Genomic DNA, 21,291 nt, shown 5'->3' with positions numbered 1-21,291 from the left:
GCAATCAGCAATCAGCAATCAGCAATCAGTTATCAGCAATCAGTTATCAGCAATCAGCGGTCAGCAATCAGCGGTCAGCTATCAGCTATCAGTTTATGCTTACATGAGCTTTTACCCAGACTTTCAATTTTCATTAATCTCGAACTATTAAATTATCCCATTTGAGGTTGATTTTCAGCTGACAGCTGATAACTTTATTAATGATGATTCGTATTTTACTCGTAGATGACCAGAGTCTAATTCGGCGTGGATTAAAAGCCTTGCTGAAGTTAGAAGAAGACTTACAGGTAGTCGGTGAAGCCGAGAATGGACAAACTGCAATTAGTTTGGTAAAAACTTTACAGCCAGATGTTATACTAATGGATATTCGGATGCCTGTCATGGATGGCGTCGCTGCCACTCGGGAAATTTGTCAGCAATTCCCAGATACAAAGGTATTAGTACTAACTACCTTTGATGATGACCAGTACGTTACCCAAGCCATACAGTGCGGAGCAGCCGGATATTTGCTGAAGGATACCCCTCCAGAAGAATTAGCCCAGTCAATTCGAGCGGTGCAAAAAGGTTATACTCAGTTAGGCCCTGGTATAGGCAGAAAAGTCGCTGCTCAAATGCGAGACCCAACTCCGAGTCCACCTCCGGGTTGGGATGAACTAACTCCCAGAGAGCAGGAAATTTTACGACTAATTGCTACCGGTGCTAGCAACCGAGAGATTGCTCAGACGTTGTATATTTCTGAAAAGACCGTGAAAAACCACGTTACTCATATTTTGAGTCGGTTGAATGTACGCGATCGCACTCAAGCAGCAATTTTAGCAAACTCCATGTTTGTAAATTTTAATGATAACTGATTATTGAGCTAGCATTTGTAAGCTGTCAGCCGTCAGCTGTCAGCTGTCAGCTTTATGAATTCCTGACAGCAGACGTAACAGAGATTAAAGCAATCCTTGCCTCTTTTATTCAAAAGCTGTTCCCACCTATAGCAATCTTAAATCATTTGTAAAATCACTGGACTTGTTAAAAAATAGCTCTTTTTCCCTTATGATCTGACTTCTGCCTTCTGCCTCCTGCCTTAAAGCAGCAAATTTATTTCACGAATCAGATAGGACTGCTATAAAGTAGCACTTATAAATAGCTCATAAACAATATTGCTGATTTCTGATAACATCAAAATATTTATTACTGTTCCCTGTTCCCTGCTCCCTGTTCCCTGTTCCCTGTTCCCTGTTCCCTTTACTATATATGAGTTCCTCTTCTCAATCTGAAACTTTGATAATTGCCTACTTTTTTGGCGCTCTTCTCGCTATCACCGTTATGGTTTACTTGCTCAGAGGTTTTGGTATTCTTACCTTTCTTCCTGGTGGTATCCTGTGGCTATTGATCTTGTTATCGATTGGTACAGGTCTAGTTTATGGGGTTCAGAAAACTCGACGTTATTAAGGGAATAGGGAGTAGGGAGTAGGGAGTAGGGAGTAGGGAGTAGGGAGTAGGGGTAAGAAAATTGACTGTAGCTAAGCATTCAGCTATCAGCGTGTCGCGTATCAGCGTGTCGCGTATCAGCCTTGGCCTTTGAGCCACGCTACGGGAATGGCCACGCTACTAGATCGGTACTTTGTGGCATAGGCTTAATGCCTGTGACGTAACGCTGACGGCTGTTCGCGAAGCGTGAGCCTTGGGCTCACGGCTGATAGCTGAATGCTTTCGCTTCGGTCGTCAGCTATCAGAATTTCGGGTATCAGCGTTTTGAGGATTTTCCCTGAATACTAATCTAATCGCGGCCTTCAGCTGATATGATGTCAGGATAATTACCCTTAATCGAAATCTCCCCATCTCCCCATCTCCCCAAACCTCCCATCCTCCCCGCGCCCCCGCCCCCTTAATGATGGGTATTCAACCAGACTTGAGATAAGTCTGATGTCGGTAAGCATTCAGCCTAGTATGGTACAACGTAAATAAAGATACTATTGAAAAGTAGCGAAAGGCTTATATAATAAGAATTCTGCTCAGGGCTGATAGTTAAGGGCTGATCGCCCGTCCGCTGAGGGCTGACAGTAGAATCTATTGCGGAAATCCTTGACTACTACGTGGTTATAGGGAATACAGTTAGGTTAATCTTGAACAAAAGTGAGGTAACGACAATCAACATGGAAGCTATTGAACTGGAAGTCAGCCAACTAAAATTTTTACTGAAGCTACTGAGCAAACCGGATTATCGGGCAACGATTACGGAAGCCAAGCCCAATTCTAAAACCTCAGCGGGGGAACGAGATCGAATTTGTCAGGCGTTATGCGATCGCAATTTGATTGAGTCTAATACAGAAATCACGAAAATTCAGATCACTGATGCAGGCAAGGAACTCCTAAACCAAGATCAGGCTGACTCACAACTGAGCACGAAAGAGCGCAAAATTCTTAAAGCCTGTGAAACAGAACCGACTACTCCGGCCAAGACAAACGTCAAGCCTGCTAAGACCCGCAAGGAAATCATGGACAGTTTGATAGAGCAGGGCTATATCACAGTAGCAGAAACTAAATTCAAAGATGTCTGGATTACTGAAGCAGGTATTGAGTACCTCTTAAATAATTATAAACCCGTTGGTCGTGGCAATATCAATCTGTCTAAAACCATGCTAGCGGATTACATCGATTTCCTGCGGAAACAGCTACCAAACTCAACAACTACAATCTCAGCTCTAGTCAATCCCCCTACTAATGAAGAAATATTACAAATTATCAAGAATTTAGACCAAGAACTGGGTACAGAAAACTATTTGCCACTGTTTCATTTGCGCCAAAAGTTACAACCCCCTTTGTCTAGGGAAGAATTAGATAAAGCACTGTATAGCTTGCAAGCAGAAGATAAAATTGATCTGAGTGCTTTGGAAGAAGCCAATATGTATACAGAGGAACAAATTGAAGCTGGTATTCCTCAAAATACCGGGGGGAGGCTATTTTTCATTATGGTGCAGTAAAGTATGATCCTAAAGTAGGATACAAAGTATAATACACTAACCCCAGACTTCCCAATTGTTAATCCTCTATCCTTTTCCAAACTATAGATGGAATTTTAGAGATGGCAACGATCCAGGAAATAATTAAACAAGCTCCAAATCCGTTTGACCCCGTAACCTGTATTACGGGTAATTTTTGGGAAGATCCAGACAATGGGGCTGTTAATGTCACATCGATTCATCAAGATGAAATTAATCAGATAACCACCACCCTCAGTGCGGTGACTCAAGACCATCGACCCCGCACTATCTTACTGGCTGGTGATCCTGGTGCGGGGAAAAGTTATCTATTAAAACGGCTCAAACAGCAGTTCAATCAAAAAGCCTTTTTTGCTTATATTGGTCCTTGGGCAAATAGCGATCGCATCTGGCGCTATATCCTTAGGGAAACCGTTGACAGTCTGGTCCAAGTCCCAGAAGGGGAAAAAGAGTCTCAGTTGCTGCTGTGGCTAAAGAGTCTCCCGGCCTTTAAAAAAACTAGCTGGCTTTTGAATGAGCGACAACGGCTGATTGGTGACCTCAGAGCTACCTATCCAACCGGAATTCATAGAAATAAAGAGTTTTTTGGAGTGCTTTATGAGCTAACTAATCCAGAACGGGATTACCTGGCTTATCAATGGTTAAGGGGAGAAGATTTGGATGAAGATGACCTGCAAACCCTTCGGGTCAGAGGCTCTATAGATAATGAAGACGATGCTCAGAACATCTTAATCAACTTCGGGAGAATTTCTGAATCCACCAAGCCGATTGTGCTGTGTTTTGACCAATTGGATAATATCCCTCGTTTGCCCGATGGTTATCTGGATCTAGAAGCTCTGTTTAATGTCAACTCTACCCTTCATACTCGCTATCCCAATAACATGCTGATTATAATCAGCATGATTACTAATACTTTGAAGCGCAATCAAAAACAAATTAAACCCGCTAATATTGCTAGACTTAATCATAAAATTCTGCTCAAAAGGATTACCCTAGAGCAAGCCGAATCCCTCTGGGCAAACCGACTCTATCCGTTACATCAGCGAGCTGACCAAAAAACCAAAACCATTTCACCGATTTATCCTTTAACTCGGCAAGACCTAGAAAAAGCATTTCCTGGTGGCAAAACCACTCCCCGGGAGACATTGACCCTGGGAAACCAGATAATTGAAAGGTATAAAACTCAGGGATTTAATAGTTCAGAGCCATCAACCAAGACTAAATCAACTAGTCAAAATGATACCGCTGGCCAATCAATACCGAGAGCAGAAAAAGTCTTAGCTTCATTTAAATTGAAGTGGCAACAAGAATTAAAAAAAACTGAGCAGAAAATTACCCGAATCCAAGAAAAGGGTGAATCTGAATTGATTAAGATGTTACGAGAGGCGTTAGATGCTCTGGAGGTCAAAGATGTTAAATCAAACTTTTTGTCAGGTAGTTTTGCCAGTGATTCCCTAAGTTACCAACTGCCATCATCCCAGGAACGGATCGGAGTAGTATGGGGAGAAACTACTAATGGTAACAGCTTCTATCATCTGATGAATGCCTGTGAGAAAGCTATTCAAGGCAATCGCTGTCAAACCTTATACCTGATTCGCTATACACAAGTTAGGAAACGCGGTCTCAAGGGGGACAAACTCTACAACAAACTATTCAATGGTTCTGGCCATAGTCACATTAAATTAGAAGACCTCTCCTCTGTCCATTACTTAGCCACTTATCATAGCTTAGTTAATCAAGCTTGTTCCCAAGAGTTAGTGCTTGCTGATACCATACCAACACCGCCAGAGTTACAAGATATAATCCGAAAATCGGGAATTTTGCAGGATTGTCCTTTACTACAAGATTTGAAGATTTTTCCTAGTAAAGTTAACGATACTCAAGTTGTTACAAAGCCGGTTAAGGAATTTGTAATAACTCTGCTCAAACAGAATCAAATTATTGGTCATAACGTTTTAATTAAAACTATTCATAATAAATTTAAGTCTATCAAGGAAATAGCAATTCACCAAGGGATTAAGGAACTGTCTCAGGAAAATAAAATTAAACTTGTACCTGTGGATGGTTCCCCAGAAAAACAATTAGTATGTTTGGTACCGTAAGCTATCAGCGTGTCGCGTATCAGCGTGTCGCGTATCAGCATTCAGCATTCAGCATTCAGCATTCAGCATTCAGATATTAGCTTATGGGCTACTTGAGGTGCTACTTGAGGTGCCATTGGCCAAAGGCTGACAGCTGAGGGCTGACGACTGACCGCTGACCGCTGACCGCTAAAGATTATTCTACCATAGCCAAAATTCCATAGCAAAAATTCGGATAACAAGCGCCAATGTACCTGAATCAACCAGCCCAGATCCGAGAGTTAATCCTGAATTTATCAGCAGCAAAAATTCTCTGGTTAGATACGGAAATTGCTGATTGGAATACCCCTAATCCCAGACTATCTCTGATTCAGGTATTGGCTGATCCGACGGATATAAATGGTGACAAAGCTTACATCTTAGATGTATTAGACCAACCAGAAATAGTGAAAGACTTTGTCAACTATATTATGGTTAATCCTAACATTGAAAAAGTCTTTCACAACGCTAGTTTTGATTTACGCTATCTAGGGGGTAAAGAGCAAGCTAATAATGTTACTTGTACCTATCAAATAGCTAGAAAGCTGACGAATAAGAAACTGTCTAATCCATTACAGGTATCAAATCATAAACTAAAAACACTAGCGCTAGAACTTTGCAATTTCGCCAATGTCGATACAGAGGAGCAAAGCAGTGATTGGGGAAAACGTCCGCTAACCCAAAAACAGCTAAACTATGCCAAAATGGACACAGTGTATCTAGCCCATGTCCATCGGCGCTTACTAGAAATTAGTGATAAAAATAGCTGGAGTCGAGAGCAGATGGTTCCAAGATTGCGGACGCAAAAAGCCGAATCCCCTTGCTTCAGTGTTACCCAAGTTAGGGTAGCCATTGAATGTCCTCGCTTATTTTATTTGAGTCATCACTTTGGTGGAAAAACCCTATTTATACCACCATCCGACTCACCAGGGATTGGGAAAGTATTCCATCAGCTATGTGAAAAGTGTACTGACACACTCCAGCAAGATTCCCGATTTCAAGCTTTATTTTCCCCCACAGCAAGTCAGCTAGACCTAGGCCAGATAAGCTCTAAGATCCAAGCGCTACTGTATGAGCTAGTGGTTTTCCCTCAAATCGATGACTTAGAGATAGCCTCCCTACTTCAACTGTGGCAAGGATTAACATCACTATTTCCCCATTGGACTCAACTGCTAGTTACTAATCGACGCTATTGTCAGCCAGAAGAAGTAATAAGAAAAACCTTTATTGCTCAAGAAAAAGACCTGAGTTATAACTTCACCCTCCCTGATGGGAGCCAGCAACAAGTTAATGGAAAATTCGATAGCTTAATATTTGACTGTGAACGCGATCGCTATTGTGTCGTAGACTATAAAACCTATCAACCGGTAGATCCATCCGCTAACGTAGCTCAAGTTGCTCTCTATAGTTACATGCTCCAAACAGAAAAAGGAGTAGCAATCGATGCAGCGGTTTATTCCGTTTTGCCAGAATTCCAAGAACACTACTATTCCTGGGAAGAGCTAGAGGATACAGTGCATCAGCTCATTCCCCATAAATTACAACAGATGCGCCAATGGCTGAGTTGGAAACCTGCCCAGCTGGAAAAGGGGGGAGATGGGGAAACTATAAAAAACCATTGCACTCCAGCAATCGGTAAGGGCGACCTTGAGCCACCACCACCCACGCGACAGCTTCAGCTATGCAACATTTGTCCCCAACAGCAGACCTGTCAAACCTTTTTTGAGGATGGGAAAACTGACCAAGAGCAGGTCAAGCCAGCATCCCGCAAAATTCCTGAGACTAAGCAAAAGCCGGTCAAGCCACCATCCCGGAAAACTGTTGATGCTGATCAGATCGGGAAAAAATTGGTGAGTACTCTAGAAGACTTTAAAATTAGTGTCGATTATCTCAACGCAACAGTTGCTCCCGCATTTGTCCGGATCAAGCTCAAACCCCATCGTGGCGTAAAAGTTAGAGATATACAGAATCGGTCCCAGGATTTACAAGTACACTTGGGTCTGGATAATCCTCCCCTGATTACTCCTGAAGCTGGCTATGTCAGTGTGGATTTACCACGGAAGGATGAGGATAGAGAAGTAGCTCGATTTGATGACTATATCGAGGTTCACCAAAGTTCCAGCAATCCTCCCAGGATTGGGCTTGGAGTAAATTTAGATGGGAAATTGGTAGAAGCGGATTTATCTGATCCCAATACATGCCACTTTTTGGTAGGGGGCACAACGGGAAGTGGCAAGAGCGAATTTTTGCGATCGCTTCTGCTATCCCTACTCTATCACCACTCTCCTCAACAGCTAAAAATTGCTCTGGTTGATCCCAAGCGAGTCACTTTCCCAGAATTTGAGGAAATGCCATGGTTGCTGTCACCAATCGTTAAAGATAGCGATCGCGCTATCGAACTGATGGCAGAATTAGTTGACGAAATGGAGCAGCGTTACCGGAAATTTGAACAAGCCAAGTGTGCTCACCTGGATGCTTATAATCAGCAATTGACTCAGAAACAAACTAATAAACAAAACCTACCATTACCTCGGATAGTCTGTATATTTGATGAATATGCTGACTTCATGGCAGAAAAAGAAATCCGCAAAGACTTAGAATTAAGTATTAAGCGTTTAGGAGCCAAAGCTAGAGCGGCTGGGATTCATTTGATTATTGCTACTCAACGACCAGAAGCGAAAGTTGTTACTCCGATTATTCGGTCTAATTTACCAGGGCGAATTGCTTTACGCACAGCGTCTGAAGCGGATTCAAAGATTATTTTTGGTGGCAGCAACACTGAAGCAGCTTATTTGTTAGGTAAAGGAGATTTGTTATATCAAAAGGGTGGTAAGTTAGAGCGATTGCAAAGTTTGTTTGCTGATAGGATTATATTGGCTTGATTTTAGGGAATAGGGAACAGGGAACAGGGAACAGGGAACAGGGAGAGCGCACCTAAATGTTGGCGTTACTTAATAATGGAATGATTTGAATAGTTTTGTGGAATGGGCATCTTGCCCGTTCGAGATCTTTTCGCGCGGGCAAGATGCCCGCTCTACTCCTATTAATTCAAAGACTGACGCAACGCCGAAAATAAGGTATAAAAATATAAAAGTATAAAAGTGCAAAAAGGAAAAAGGGCTAAGTCCTCCCAACACCCCGAGCCACACGAAAACCGACAACGCCGTAGATGAAAGCGCGCGCGACATAGCGGAAGCGGCAGGCAGAACGGCAATTCCCAGGACCGAAGAACCACGAGCCGCCCCGCAGAATATAATAATCATAATGATTATTATATTCTGCCCAGATACTCCCATCTCTAGGGGCTCCTTCGTAATTATCATGGTAAGGATCCGCACACCACTCCCAAACATTGCCGTGCATATCGTATAAGCCAAAGCCGTTGGGGTAAGGAAAATGTCCTACTGGGGTGGTTTCTCCTCGATATTCCCCTTTTGCTTCCTCTGCATAAGTATCGGGAGCGTCATAATTAGTTAATTTACTGGTTATGGTCTCTCCATAATGGAATGGTGTAGTAGTTCCTGCTCTACAGGCGTATTCCCATTCCGCTTCACTGGGTAATCTGTATTCCGTTCCTGTATACTCAGAAAGGCGATCGCAAAATTCCACCGCATCGTACCAGTTTACTCCCTCTACTGGTCGATTCTTTCCTTTAAAGTAAGAGGGGTATGGCTTTAAGTCCCGCTTAATTTTAGGTAGGTTGGCCACAGCTCGCCATTGCGCCTGGGTTACCTGATATTTCCCCAGGAAGAAGGGTTGGACGCTTACTTGGTGCTGAGGTCTTTCCCTGTCATTACTCTCCTTCTCAGTTTCCGGGGAACCCATTGAGAAGCTTCCTTCTGGGATATACACCATATCTAGGTCTACTCCATTCCCCAGATCTTCAGTGAAATAACTTGCTTGCTTGGATTCTCGCTTGATTGTTGCTCCTCTAGGGTTAACTGTTACTACTTTAAAGGGAAACTGCTTTAAACCTTCTTCCTCTGCTGACTGCTTTAAATCTTTTGGCTCTACTGGTGGATTTACTTTTTGTTTGTTTGTGAGATAATAAACCAGAAGCACTAATATTGATATTGGTGGCATTTTTGTTAACCATCCCTTTAATAAATCAGCCCGATAAAACTGATTGGAACCTTTTGGATTGGCTGGTTTTAAACTTTCTTTACTCGAATTTGGCTTGACAATTATATCAGGTTGTAAATTTATGTTTTGTTGGTAAAATAATAAATTATAAACGTTCTTAGCATTTTTTTCTAACCATTGCTCTAGTTGCTCAGCCTTTGACTTAGTAATATTTCCATTAACTAATAAATTATCGACAAATTTGACAATCAGTTTTTCATCATCAGTTGGTTGATGTATATCATCCAAATATTCTATAATATCATAAAAACTGCCAGGAGTTTTATCTTTTCGATCGGGACAACAAGCTATGTAAGCCTGTTGCATTTGTTTTATAAAGTTCCTTTGTAAAGGACGTAATATATTGACTAAACTAGTGGTAATTTTAAATTTTTCCTCGATTGCCTTTAACTGAAGATTATTTGGATTTTGTTTACGTGCTCCATCAATTAAATTTTCTAACTGATTGGAATTTTCAAAATTATCTATTAATTCGTAAACGATTTCCTGTAAATTTCCACCGCTAGCAACCTCGTTCAGATTTATATTGAATGCATAACGCACCATCATTTTTAATTTAGTTTTATCAGGAAACGCACTACACAGTGCTTCGTTTATTTTTTTAAGGAGATAACCAGGGGTATGTCCAGCATTCATTGATGGTTAGTTCAAGACCTGTGAGAAATAGAACTTTCTGACTCTAATTTAGTATCTACAGTCTGATTATACCGAATTGAAACCCGCTATACTAACCCCAAACTAAGACAGCATAGACTCCATATATCAAATAAACACCAAGTACAATCGCAATAATAATCCGAGCCTTCATGGAAGTAGAATGGGCATCTTGCCCGTTACTGATTGTAGAATGGGCATCTTGCCCGTTACTGATACGAGACGACTGTAAGAACGTTCTCGCAAAGAACCATATAAAAATAGAATTCTTGGTGGGTGGTCAAAACTGGTCATTATAAAAGACAAAAGTTCAAAGTGTTCTCACGATACCTGATTAACTTCTATTTCTAAGGCTGAAATTGCTTCTATGATTTCATCAAAGGGTGGAGCAGTACCTAACATCATGCCCTGCATTGCCTGATAATCAGTAATGAGAGCTTTTAGTAATTCTCCTTTCGGTAAGAGTTTTAGAGAGCCGGGAATCGCTTCGTCTAATTTCATCCAGCTTCGATTAAACAGTTTTTTGGTGTACTGGCGTACATCTTCTCTTAACTGATGATTGGCAATGGCTGTCTTACCTGCTTCCTGACGGGAAATTATTGCTACATCATAATAATGACGTGACAGTCTCTGGCGATCACTGGGCAGGCGTTGTTCGTCTCGATAACCACAAGACCAACCATGTAATATCATGATTTTATCCCAAAAAGTTCTTTGAGGGTCGATGGTCGTTACATTTGCTACGGAAAAATTCCATTCTTCAAGTATCTCGGATAGATAGGGGGTAATAGTATGATTTTGATGGGGTACGAGCGCTGACCGTGCGCCTGCTTCTAGTTTGACACGGGGTTGAACGTAAGCAATGCTATCGGATGGAAATAAGCTCGGATACTGAAATAGCAGGGTTGAATTATCTGGATCGTCTTCATCGAGTACAATGCGACTCTCAGGCGAAATTACCCCAGCAACTTGTGATAAGTCATCTTTAAGCTTGCCACAGATATACGTTGAAGCAGCTTGTTTTAGTTCGGACGCTAGTTTTTTTCGCCGCTTGCTAGAGATTCCAAGAGCAGAGGGATCGTTATCCCCGGCAAAACCCAGATCGCTCCTGAATACCACCAGATCTACATCCTCGGAAAATCTACTAATGAGTTGATAAACCTTGGAAAGGGAAGTGCCGCCTTTAAACAATAGTCTGGGGTGTTCCTGGGGTAAGCCATTATAAAGGATATCCAGCACCAGGCACACCCAAAAATCCTTTTCTATATAGGTAGACAAGGTATTGAGGGAATCCGCTGTTGACTCAAAAACATCGTTACGGTCTTGTGCTGGTAAATTTAGAAATTCTTCAAATGCTGGATTCACTAGGAGACACCTTCACCCTTACTAACTTGACGTACAACGGGTGTCATCCACGTTGGTAACAGCTTAATACCTTCTGCGAGATCTTGTTTGATGTCTGAAGACAACCGATTGTGTAGGGTATTAACCACATGTTTATCAGCAGCGATATTTTCGCCCAGCCAATATAAGGCCCTAACCACAGGCGCACCAGGACGGTTAGCCCATGCCATTAACCGTTGAGAGACATGACGTAGTTTGATGGTACGCCCACCAACTTGTAAAGTTCGGCTCGAACCATTCGTTATGTAGCTGTTCTGGGCGGGAACGGCATTGGTCAGACCTAGCTGGTGGGCTGCAACAATGCCATCTGGCATGATTGATATACCATCCCGACGTGCCAGAGCTTCCACAACGGCATCAATGTTGGGTGGGGCAGGACGCTTCAAGATATTGCTGGTGCGTGGATAGTCATATAAACCGCGACCAACGCGGCGCAAAAATCCTTGTTTCACCAGACGAGATAGCGCTTTATCTACAGCATCACGACTGCCGAGATCTACAAAATCTTTGGGTGTGCAGACCCAACCACCGCGACCATGACCACGAACTCTGTTCAGGATTTTTTTTGCTATACCCTGCATCTTACGAAAGCTATGAATATAAAGTTCACGAAATATATTTTGTCAGAATTATAGCCAATATTTCTGACTTTTTCAAGGCAGCTAACCGTGTATTAATTGCCCAAAGTCAGGATGTTGAGGTAACGAAGGTGAGTAGAACTGTCAGAATAGGTTCTATGACCCTTCGATAAAACTGTCAGATTAATCGAAAACCAACCCTATTCCGACACAAATTCGGGGTAAATCTGACGTGAGGCTGAGGTATGCCCTATTCTGACAGTGTTCACGCGAGTTCAGTCTCACAATCTCTTAAGCTTAGCGAGACAAGTCTTGTGACTTTCATTAAATAGGCTCAGGGAGCACATAGCTGCCATGAGCCGCCAGATTTTTCTCATTCATCACACAAGACTGATAAATTTTTGGTAAGTCTATAGTTATCAATACCTTATAATGCTGATGCAAAACATAGTGCATAAGTTATTTTCTTATGCACTATGTTTTGCAACATCGCAACCAGGCGTAGTGACAAGATAGCTGTCATAAGTGCCAACTCAAGCCCAAAAAAGTTCTGATTTTACTTTTGGAACTGGAACTTATCGATTTTTTGGTTAAATTTGATGCTACCCGGAGATAAATTCTAGTCGAATTTATGAATAAAGTTCTGACACTGTTAGAAATAAGAACTTTTACTTTGGGGGATCCCGATGGAGATCTAGAAGATGAAAGCTATTCACAGTAAGGGGTTGATGTCATTTTGCACTTATGACAGCTTCCTTGTTATTACGCCAACCAGCAGAAACCCGTTTCTAAATTTGTTGTGGCAAAACTTTAAATTTCCGCGACTTTTAAACATCTGAAATCATAATTTGGAGGCATATGACAGCTATGTGCCCCCTGAGCCTAAGTAGCTTTTGATGATGGTATAACGACAACCTTGAAAAGAGATAGCCTGTTGAACTGTCGCTAAGTAAATGGTCTCAATTCGTAGTAATAAGCATTAAGCTTGGCGTTGCTGATAACTGATAGCTGTTCGCGTAGCGTGCGCGTAGCGCATTAGCTGATAGCTGATAACAAATAGCTGATAGCTTAAATACTAACCCCAAACTAACACAGCATACACTCCATAGATAAAATAAACACTAAGTACAATCGCAATAATAATCCGAGCCTTCATGGAAGTGTGGCGTCTCCATAATACAAAGCATCCCACTATAACAGCCAACACTTCTAGGGGAGCAAAAATATCACCATAATGACGAGAATCCCAATAAGACACAGGGCTTTCAAAGCGCCAATTTGACAATGGGAAAAAGTGACGATGGGCATCATCAGCATGGAAAGGAAAATCTCCTAACCCATGAAGAGCCATGCTAGCAAACATAGCAATCAGAAACGTTTGACCAAAATAGTAGGCTAATAAGCAACCTACTAGTATCAATGGAAAAGAATTGAAAATATCGAAAAATAATTGCCAGCTTGGGTTATAATAAGATTCAGACCAGATTACATTTTCAGGAATTCCTCTGATTAATTTTTCATATATGTAAAAAATTACCATTGGTAAATCCGGTAATATCGCACCGAACACAATTGGTAAATTATTTTCTGGCCTTCTTTTTTTTCCTAAAATTAGGAGATTGACGATGGCGTGAGCGGGAGTATTCACAAATTAGAGAATTAAGAATTAAGAATTTAGAATTTAGAATTTAGAGGGAGTCGGGAGTCGGGAATCGGGAGTCGGGAATCGGGAACAGAAATATGTCTTGCAAGGCAGATTTATGGGTATAATCTGCCCCCCTAGCCCCCCAATATTGGGGGGAATAAAACTCTCAAGCGATGCAGCGCGGTCTTGGGGAGCCAGTGCGGTCTTGGGGGTTTCCCCCATGAGCAACTGGCGTGGTTTCCCCCATGAGCGACTGCATCAAGACAAGTCCCCCAAAGTTGGGGGATTTAGGGGGCTTTACCAAAACCAGACGAGCCCGCATTCATACTTCAATTCAGCAACGCCATATGTCTTAACCTTTACTTCGACTTCTATAACTTTAACCCTTCAACCTTCAACTTGTAACTTATAGCTTTTATTGCATTTATTAGTTACACTTATAAACCTCAAAGTCCCCCTTTTTAAGGGGGATTTAGGGGGATCGCTTTGTCCCTCATAGCTATAAGAATTGCTATATACCTTTCAACTTATATTCAACGGATTAACATCAATAGTCAAGCTAATATCTGGAGGACATATATCCTGCAATTCCCGCCAATTCAGTAATCTGGCGGGCACAGTAGGAGCAAACTTCAGCAAAATCTGCCATCGATAGCGACGAGCAACGCGGATCACACTGGCTGGTGCTGGTCCTAGGATATCGTACTCGGCTTCAGGAGTATCTAACCTGTCCGCTAAATCCTCTGCTACCTTCTCCACCGCCACAGGATCCAATCCACTTATTCGCAACAGAATCAAATTACCATAAGGGGGATAGTTCAGTGCTGCCCGTTGTTCCAATTCGTCCGATATAAACGATTGATAATTATGAGTTTTGACAGCCTGAATCACAGGATGCTCTGGGGAATAAGTTTGAATAATCACCTGACCAGGGTCATCCCCACGACCGGCACGACCTGCCACCTGAGTTAAGGTTTGGAATGCCCGCTCGGATGCTCTATAGTCTGACAAATACAGTAATCCATCTGCTGCTACTACTCCCACCAGTGTGACCTGAGCCAGATCTAATCCTTTGGTCAGCATTTGGGTCCCCACCAACAAGTCAGCTTCCCGATTAGCGAATTGAGTTAACAGAGTGCGATGAGCATTCTTGGTACGAGTGGTATCACTGTCAAATCGGATAATTCGCAACTCTGGAAACAGCTTGGCCAAATCTTGAACAACCCGCTGAGTACCACTACCGAAAAATTTCAGGTAGGGAGAACTACATTCTGGACAACTACGGGGATGGAGTTGTCCGAAATTACAATAGTGGCACCGCAATACTTGAGTAGCCCCTTCATGAGTATAGTGATAGGACAAGGAAACATCACAGTTAGGGCATTCCAGCACATGACCACAACTACGACAAGACACAAAGGTACTGTGTCCCCTGCGGGGAATAAATAAAATCCCCTGTTTCTCTTGTTCCTTTAGTCGTCTCAAGCTGTCTTGGAGAGAACGGCTAAAAATCGACCGATTCCCAGCTTTTAACTCCTGCCTCATATCCACAATTTCCACTGGTGGCAGGGGTCTCGATTGAATCCGTTCCGGTAGGGATAAGTAATGAGTACTAAGTTCTGGATGCTGAGGAGGTGAACAGGTGAAGGGTTGAACTTCAGGAGCTGAAGAGGTCACGGGATTAATTTCACTACCGATCTGACCATCTCTCGCTCCCCCCATCACCTTAATACTGACCCAGCTTTCCACCGAAGGAGTAGCTGAACCTAAAATAAGGGGACAATTTTCTAATTCTGCTCGCCATTGGGCAACGGTGCGAGCGTGGTAGGTAGGAATGGGTTGGTCTTGCTTGAAGCTAGAGTCGTGTTCTTCATCTAATACGATTAATCCCAACTGGGGCAAGGGGGCAAAAACAGCAGAACGAGTGCCAATCACCACTTGTGGCTCACCTGGGATCATCTGTCGCCAGGTATCATAGCGCTCCCCTTTATTCAAGGCACTGTGGTAAACCCGAACTTTGTCACCAAAGCGAGCCCGGAAACGGTCAGTAATTTGAGGAGTTAAGCCAATTTCCGGCACCAACACCAAAGCGGATTTCCCTTGCGCTAGGATTGGTGCGATCGCTTGTAGATAGACCTCCGTTTTCCCAGACCCAGTCACCCCATGCAACAGCACTTGGGCAAACCCATCAATATTATTAATCAGGTCTAATGCACGGGATTGGGCATTTGTCAAGTTCTTCGGCGCATCTGTAGCCATGGTTGGTGAAGTCGCATTGCGCAATACTTCCCTAGCCTCAATCACCACATATCCCTTATCTTCCCATGAATTTATAGTTGAGGAACTAACATTACAAATTTGTGATAGTTCACTCAACCACAAATCCCCCCCACGACGGCGTAGCACCTCCAATACTTCCCGTTGCCGTCGAGTCAGATTAGACCGATTGATATCAGCCACCAGAGTCACAGCTTTCTTGAGCTTAGGACGAGTTGGCTTAGGAGCTTCCAGATAACTTTCCACCCAACCTCGCTTGAGCAAGTGACGTAATCCTGCTTTAGCCCCCTTTACCTGACGTTGGAGGTATTGCCAGCTGTAATCCCCATTGGGTTTAGCCTGAAGAATCTCCAAAATCTGACTTGCGGCTGAATTATTAATAAAGACATGAGCCTCTTTAGGCAAGGCCGAGGAATTGAGGCGAATTCGACGCTGCGATCGCCCTAACAGTCCTGGAGGTAAAGCAGACCGAATCACTTGGATTAGAGGGGTGCAGTAGTACTGAGCAACCCGCTCTAACAGTTGGCAGTAGGAACTTGGAAAGAAACCGGGACTGATCACCTCCTCTACGTCCTTAATTTTCTCCAGTGGTAAGTTTGGGGGTGGAGAGTCTACAATCCGAATAGCGATCGCTCCTAGCTGTTGAGTCCCGAATGACACACTCAGAACATCTCCAGGATTGATTGATACATCCAATGAATTACGATAAGTATATATACCTTGAACTCCTGGACAATCTACTAAGACTTCAACCCACTTTTCCTGGCCACCACCAGAAAAGTAAAGTGCTCTAGGCTCAGCTAACAGTAGACCTAAAGGAGGATTAGACATAGGGCAGCTTTGGTTTGGGAAGGCTCCTATTCTATCACTATTGGTAGATAGGAAAATTCTAAAATATGTGAGATCCTGTTTCCAGAGTCAAAATAAATAATAAAAGCAATGGGAAGAGAATTATCTCCCCTGCTTTCACCCTAGACTGTAACTAAAATCTATGTAATTAAACATTTCGTAATTACAGATACAACTAGCCAAACTGCTTCTGGTAAGCTTAAAATCATTAATTTATAATCACGTCAATCACACATAAACTACTTGAAGCAGGTTGGGTCACTGAGCTTTGAGGGTATGGAGCGTGTTTTAGCTGCTCTGTCTAGAGTATTAACTTCTTTGTGAAACCAGCAACACCAATTTTTTAGAACAGATTTCTCATTAAAGGCCAATTTTCAGCAACAAACAGCCTCAATCCCTCAGGGCAACGGTTTTAACAAACTTAAAATACACTTGCAACTCACACATCCCTATGAATATTACAGAATTAAACCAGACTCATACAATGCCTTCTACGGAAGAGAAAGATTTTTATGTTACTGACCACATTGAGCCAGAGGAAACAGATTTACAGCGTGTAGCCGTCGAATTCACCGAAGACGATGAACTAGTGGTCTCTACTTCCCATAATTTCCGGAAAAGCGGCTCTGATGACACGGTGGGTGCGTTCTTTAAGGAGATGGCTCGTTACCCATTGCTCAAGCCAGACGAAGAGGTAGATTTAGCCCGTCGGGTTAAGTTCCTAGTAGAAATAGACCATCTCCACAACAGCTTACAGGAAAAATTAGACCGTAAACCAACTAAGGCTGAGGTAGCTGCAGCGGTCGAGATGACAGAACGTCAGTTGGAGGGGAATTTATATCGTGGTCGTGTGGCAAAACGCAAGATGATTCGCTCGAACTTGCGCTTAGTGGTTTCAATTGCTAAACGATATATAAATCGGGGTGTACCATTTCTAGATTTGATTCAAGAAGGTGCGTTGGGCTTAAACCGAGCAGCGGAAAAGTTTGACCCAGATAAGGGTTACAAGTTTTCTACCTATGCTTATTGGTGGATTCGTCAGGCCATTACTCGTACTATTGCCAATGATGCCCGAACTATTCGTCTACCAATCCACATTGTCGAAAAGCTAAATAAACTTAAAAAAGCTCAGCGGGAACTTAAACAAAAACTGCAGCGCAATCCTAATGAACTAGAACTTGCTCAAGCGCTAGAAATTTCCCTCTCCCATTTGCGTCAGTTGCTAGAACTGCGTAGGCGCTCCCTTTCTTTGAATCACAGAGTTGGTAAAGGGGAAGACACAGAACTGATGGATTTGCTCGAAGACAATGATCTACGATTGCCCGAAGATAAGATGAATGAATCCATGATGCGCCAGGAGATTTGGGAGGTTCTCAGTGATGTTCTGACTGAGCGGGAAAAAGATGTGATTTCTCTACGCTATGGTTTAGCCAGCAGTGAACCCTACACCCTAGAAGAAGTAGGAGGCATGTTCAATCTCTCTCGGGAACGGGTGCGTCAGATTCAAAGCAAAGCCATGCGTAAGCTACGCCGTCCCCAAGTGGCTCGACGGCTTAGAGACTGGTTGACCTAGTGCAGCAGGTCTTAGGTCAGCTCTTGACTTATAGATAAAGGGTAAGCTATCAGCGTGTCGCGTATCAGCTATCAGCGAACAGCGATTAGCGCTACAGATGGTGCTACTTGAGGTGCTATCAGCGCTGTAGCCACGCTACCGGAACAGTTTATGCCCATAGCCAAAGCTACACCGAACAGCTTTTGAATAAAATAAACTGACGCCTGATGAATAAAATAAGCTGACGGCTGACGGCTGACGGCTGTTGGCGTAGCCTGGGCGTAGCGCATATGCTTACGATAAAGGTTATGTCGAAATCAGGTAATTCCAGTTAATTAGTTACCCATTACCAGAGAAGGGATATGATAATTAATCAAATTGTCTTTTTGATTGTCCCTTTGCCAGCACTATGGGTAACTTTACCTTAAGACCAGCCACAGAAGCTGATGTAGCGATTCTGTTTAATTTGATTAAGGCTCTAGCAGAGTATGAGAAACTCTCCGAAGCTGTCACTGGCAATGCTGATGACCTGAAAGAACACCTGTTCGGCGCTAAACCCTACGTAGAGGCGATTATCGTTGAACAGGGTGGTCAAGGAGTGGGATTTGCACTGTTTTTTAACAACTATTCCACATTTCTAACTAAGCCAGGAATTTATCTAGAAGATTTATTTGTATTACCGGAATTTCGCCGCCAAGGCATCGGTAAAGCTATACTCAGTTACCTGGCTCAGCTAGCAGTGGACCGTGGCTATGGGCGTTTAGAATGGAGTGTACTGGATTGGAATGAACCTGCCATCGCATTTTATGAACGTATGGGAGCAGCAGTATTGCCAGACTGGAGAATTTGTCGAGTGACTGGGATAGGTCTCAATCAGCTAGCTGAGTATACTGATCCGGCAACGACTGACTAATGTTGCTTAAATGCTATACTAGGAAGTATATGCAGCTGCGACTCTAAACCCCTAGTTGCAGGTAAACTGCAAAAAGGACATAGGGTAATTTACATATTGGTTGATATAAAAAAAATCACAAATGACTATTTGGGTAAACGAGCAGATTGATCCATCGGGTCTTCTCTACTCTTGTATTGCCACTTGCAACGAAGAGCAGGCTAAGGATTGCCACGAGTCGTTTCAGGAGAACTTGACTGATCAGCAAAAAGCAGCGGGTTGGGTTGCCCGATTACGCACAGTTAAGTCTTGGGATGAAGTGCCGGTGAATACCTTGAAACTTAATTAGAATGTAGAATGTAGAATTGAGAATTGAGAATGAAGAATTGAGAATTGAGAATTGAGAATGAAGAATTGAGAATTCTACATTCATTCTACATTCTACATTCATTCTACATTCTACATTCTGCATTCTACATTCATTCTACATTCTACATTCTACATTCTACATTCTGCATTCTACATTCGCGCATTCTACATTCTACATTCTGCATTCTACATTCGCGCATTCTACATTCTCGGCGTTGCTGAATTAAGGAATGAATGCGCGATCATCTAGTTTTATTAAAGCCCCCGTTGGTCCCCCAAGCGAGCAATCCCTCGCTTGGGGGACTTTGAGAGTTTTTCCCCCCAAGCGAGCAATCCCTCGCTTGGGGGGCTAGGGGGGCGAAACCATACTGAGAATCAGCAACGCCACATTCTCAGCCTAAGATCTATTTTGGCTTGGGCAGTCGTAGCAAATTGGAACGGATTGGACCGAGAATGCGGTTTAGCTCACGCAATTGATCAGCTGTCCCCATACAAATCAGCAGGTCTCCTGGTATGAGTTTAGTGTCACCGTCTGGTCCAGCAATCAGACGACCGGAATCCCGGCGAATTGCTAAAACCAAAGCACCAGTTTGCGATCGCAGTCGGGCTTCCCTGAGGGTTTTGCCCACGCAAGGACAGGTTTCGGGGTCTAGCAGAAACTCTTCCATATAAAAAGAGCTATCAGTTCCGGTTAGAATCCCATCCACAAAATCCATGACTTGGGGTCTAAGGGCTGCAGCTGCCAAGCGTCTACCACCAGTGATGTAGGGAGAGACTACAGCATCTGCACCAGCTCGCTGCAACTTTTGAACAGCTTCTTCGGAGCTAGCACGAGCGATGGCTCGAATTCGAGGATTGAGGGTTTTGGCAGACAAGATAATATAGAGATTTTCAGCATCTGAGGGCAGGGCAGCCACCAGACAAATTGCCCGTTCAATCCCCACATTTAGCAGAGTTTCATCCAAGGTGGCATCTCCGTGTACAGAAATACAACCCATATCCTGGACAGCCTGAACCTGTTCCAATCGGGAGTCAATTGTTACAAATGGGATGCCCTCAGCCTTAAATTCCAGAGCAATCTGACGCCCAGTCCGTCCAAACCCACACAAAATGTAGTGTTTCGTCAAACTATCTAGCAAGCGCTTCTGTTGCCTCATGCGAATTCCATCTTGAAAGTAGCCTTGAATTAGGGCTTCTGTAAACCGGTTAACAATGTAACCGATACTAATAATGCCCATAAAAATCAGACAAATGCTAAATAGTTTTGCCCGATCTCCCATCGGCCGTACTTCTTGATAGCCCACTGTCGAAAGGGTGATTACCGTCATGTAGGCTGACTCCAACCAGCCCCAGCCTTCAACCACCCGATACCACAGAGTTCCAATCAGAAATACACCCCCGAGAGTGATCGCACCGGCAATCAGCTCTTGGCGAAGACGTCGATATTTTTGCTCAAGGGTTGAATACACCGTTGCTTGTCATGGGTTAACTTAACTTAATACCTAGATAAAATTCAGGTGAAACTGGCAACACCGACAGCTGACAGTGGTTTTTAATATTACATATATGAATATGATTAAGTGTATTGGTTTGCTATCGGTATAGTTGACAAATATAGTTGACAGATATAGTTAACAAATATAGTTAACAAATATAGTTAACAAATATAGTTAATAAATATAGTTGATAAATATAGTTCACAGATACGGCGGTTTGCAATTCAGTTAGGTACAAAGTTCTGGGTTTTTAGGGAACAGAGAACAGCGGATCTGGGAACAGGGACAACAATCCTGTGTACCTGATAGTTATGCAAACCGC

At 43.0% G+C, this 21,291-nt stretch carries 18 protein-coding genes and 1 pseudogene; 8 read left to right on the top strand and 11 right to left on the bottom strand.

Annotated elements, in window-relative coordinates:
• Positions 1-203: 203 nt before the first annotated feature.
• The 4 genes from F6K38_RS08075 to F6K38_RS08060 all read left to right on the top strand — a co-directional run bounded on the left by F6K38_RS08075 (position 204) and on the right by F6K38_RS08060 (position 5,092).
• A complete protein-coding gene (locus tag F6K38_RS08075) occupies positions 204-851 on the top strand; it encodes a response regulator (RefSeq protein ID WP_044492827.1) in 648 nt (215 codons plus the stop codon).
• Positions 852-1,242: 391 nt separating this feature from the next.
• Positions 1,243-1,440 (top strand): hypothetical protein, encoded by a 198-nt coding sequence (locus F6K38_RS44115; RefSeq protein ID WP_044492812.1) that lies wholly within the window; start codon positions 1,243-1,245, stop codon positions 1,438-1,440.
• A gap of 674 nt (positions 1,441-2,114) precedes the next feature.
• Positions 2,115-2,972, top strand: a complete 858-nt coding sequence (locus F6K38_RS08065) for a hypothetical protein (RefSeq protein ID WP_229414577.1) — start codon at positions 2,115-2,117, stop codon at positions 2,970-2,972.
• 101 nt (positions 2,973-3,073) lie between these two features.
• The gene (locus tag F6K38_RS08060) at positions 3,074-5,092 is read left to right on the top strand and encodes an ATP-binding protein (RefSeq protein WP_008186069.1); all 2,019 of its coding nucleotides are present in this window, start codon (positions 3,074-3,076) and stop codon (positions 5,090-5,092) included.
• A gap of 62 nt (positions 5,093-5,154) precedes the next feature.
• On the opposite strand, the gene F6K38_RS08055 is transcribed toward F6K38_RS08060, so the two are convergent.
• Positions 5,155-5,313: a hypothetical protein gene (locus tag F6K38_RS08055; RefSeq protein ID WP_154659840.1), complete on the bottom strand. Its 159-nt coding sequence runs from the start codon at positions 5,311-5,313 to the stop codon at positions 5,155-5,157.
• A gap of 6 nt (positions 5,314-5,319) precedes the next feature.
• On the opposite strand from F6K38_RS08055, the gene F6K38_RS08050 reads away from it, so the two are divergent.
• Entirely contained in the window at positions 5,320-7,992 is a 2,673-nt protein-coding gene (locus tag F6K38_RS08050; protein WP_008186072.1) for a DNA translocase FtsK, read from the top strand.
• A gap of 238 nt (positions 7,993-8,230) precedes the next feature.
• On the opposite strand, the gene F6K38_RS08045 is transcribed toward F6K38_RS08050, so the two are convergent.
• The 8 genes and pseudogenes from F6K38_RS08045 to priA form a co-directional block, all read right to left on the bottom strand.
• Complete coding sequence (locus tag F6K38_RS08045) at positions 8,231-9,889, bottom strand: SUMF1/EgtB/PvdO family nonheme iron enzyme (RefSeq protein ID WP_008186074.1); 1,659 nt, start codon at positions 9,887-9,889, stop codon at positions 8,231-8,233.
• Positions 9,890-10,120: 231 nt separating this feature from the next.
• A pseudogene (locus F6K38_RS08040) lies at positions 10,121-10,201 on the bottom strand (arsenical resistance protein ArsH); the annotation flags it as partial.
• A gap of 27 nt (positions 10,202-10,228) precedes the next feature.
• Positions 10,229-11,272, bottom strand: coding sequence for a nucleotidyl transferase AbiEii/AbiGii toxin family protein (locus F6K38_RS08035; protein ID WP_008186077.1), 1,044 nt, complete (start codon positions 11,270-11,272; stop codon positions 10,229-10,231).
• The gene (locus tag F6K38_RS08030; protein WP_008186079.1) at positions 11,272-11,892 is read right to left on the bottom strand and encodes a DUF6088 family protein; all 621 of its coding nucleotides are present in this window, start codon (positions 11,890-11,892) and stop codon (positions 11,272-11,274) included. Before F6K38_RS08030 ends, F6K38_RS08035 begins: the two co-directional genes overlap by 1 nt.
• Positions 11,893-12,213: 321 nt before the next feature.
• Positions 12,214-12,345, bottom strand: a complete 132-nt coding sequence (locus tag F6K38_RS08025; protein ID WP_287255415.1) for a hypothetical protein — start codon at positions 12,343-12,345, stop codon at positions 12,214-12,216.
• Positions 12,346-12,964: 619 nt separating this feature from the next.
• Positions 12,965-13,537: a hypothetical protein gene (locus F6K38_RS08020; RefSeq protein WP_008186082.1), complete on the bottom strand. Its 573-nt coding sequence runs from the start codon at positions 13,535-13,537 to the stop codon at positions 12,965-12,967.
• Between the two features lie 33 nt (positions 13,538-13,570).
• Entirely contained in the window at positions 13,571-13,756 is a 186-nt protein-coding gene (locus tag F6K38_RS08015) for a hypothetical protein (protein WP_131826835.1), read from the bottom strand.
• Between the two features lie 300 nt (positions 13,757-14,056).
• The gene (gene priA, locus F6K38_RS08010) at positions 14,057-16,642 is read right to left on the bottom strand and encodes a primosomal protein N' (protein WP_287356430.1); all 2,586 of its coding nucleotides are present in this window, start codon (positions 16,640-16,642) and stop codon (positions 14,057-14,059) included.
• 469 nt (positions 16,643-17,111) lie between these two features.
• On the opposite strand from priA, the gene F6K38_RS08005 reads away from it, so the two are divergent.
• Positions 17,112-18,233: an RNA polymerase sigma factor, RpoD/SigA family gene (locus F6K38_RS08005; protein WP_008186088.1), complete on the top strand. Its 1,122-nt coding sequence runs from the start codon at positions 17,112-17,114 to the stop codon at positions 18,231-18,233.
• Positions 18,234-18,304: 71 nt separating this feature from the next.
• Here F6K38_RS08005 and F6K38_RS08000 read toward each other — a convergent pair whose 3' ends face one another.
• The gene (locus F6K38_RS08000; protein WP_287356428.1) at positions 18,305-18,502 is read right to left on the bottom strand and encodes a hypothetical protein; all 198 of its coding nucleotides are present in this window, start codon (positions 18,500-18,502) and stop codon (positions 18,305-18,307) included.
• A gap of 119 nt (positions 18,503-18,621) precedes the next feature.
• On the opposite strand from F6K38_RS08000, the gene F6K38_RS07995 reads away from it, so the two are divergent.
• Positions 18,622-19,125, top strand: coding sequence for a GNAT family N-acetyltransferase (locus F6K38_RS07995; RefSeq protein WP_008186089.1), 504 nt, complete (start codon positions 18,622-18,624; stop codon positions 19,123-19,125).
• 121 nt (positions 19,126-19,246) lie between these two features.
• Positions 19,247-19,453: a hypothetical protein gene (locus F6K38_RS07990; RefSeq protein WP_008186091.1), complete on the top strand. Its 207-nt coding sequence runs from the start codon at positions 19,247-19,249 to the stop codon at positions 19,451-19,453.
• Positions 19,454-19,877: 424 nt separating this feature from the next.
• Here F6K38_RS07990 and F6K38_RS07985 read toward each other — a convergent pair whose 3' ends face one another.
• Positions 19,878-20,942: a potassium channel family protein gene (locus tag F6K38_RS07985; RefSeq protein WP_008186093.1), complete on the bottom strand. Its 1,065-nt coding sequence runs from the start codon at positions 20,940-20,942 to the stop codon at positions 19,878-19,880.
• Between the last annotated feature and the right edge of the window lie 349 nt (positions 20,943-21,291).

The sequence above is a fragment of the Moorena sp. SIO3B2 genome, assembly GCF_010692525.1.
Lineage (GTDB): Bacteria > Cyanobacteriota > Cyanobacteriia > Cyanobacteriales > Coleofasciculaceae > Moorena > Moorena producens.
This window is presented reverse-complemented; position numbering and strand designations above follow the sequence as displayed.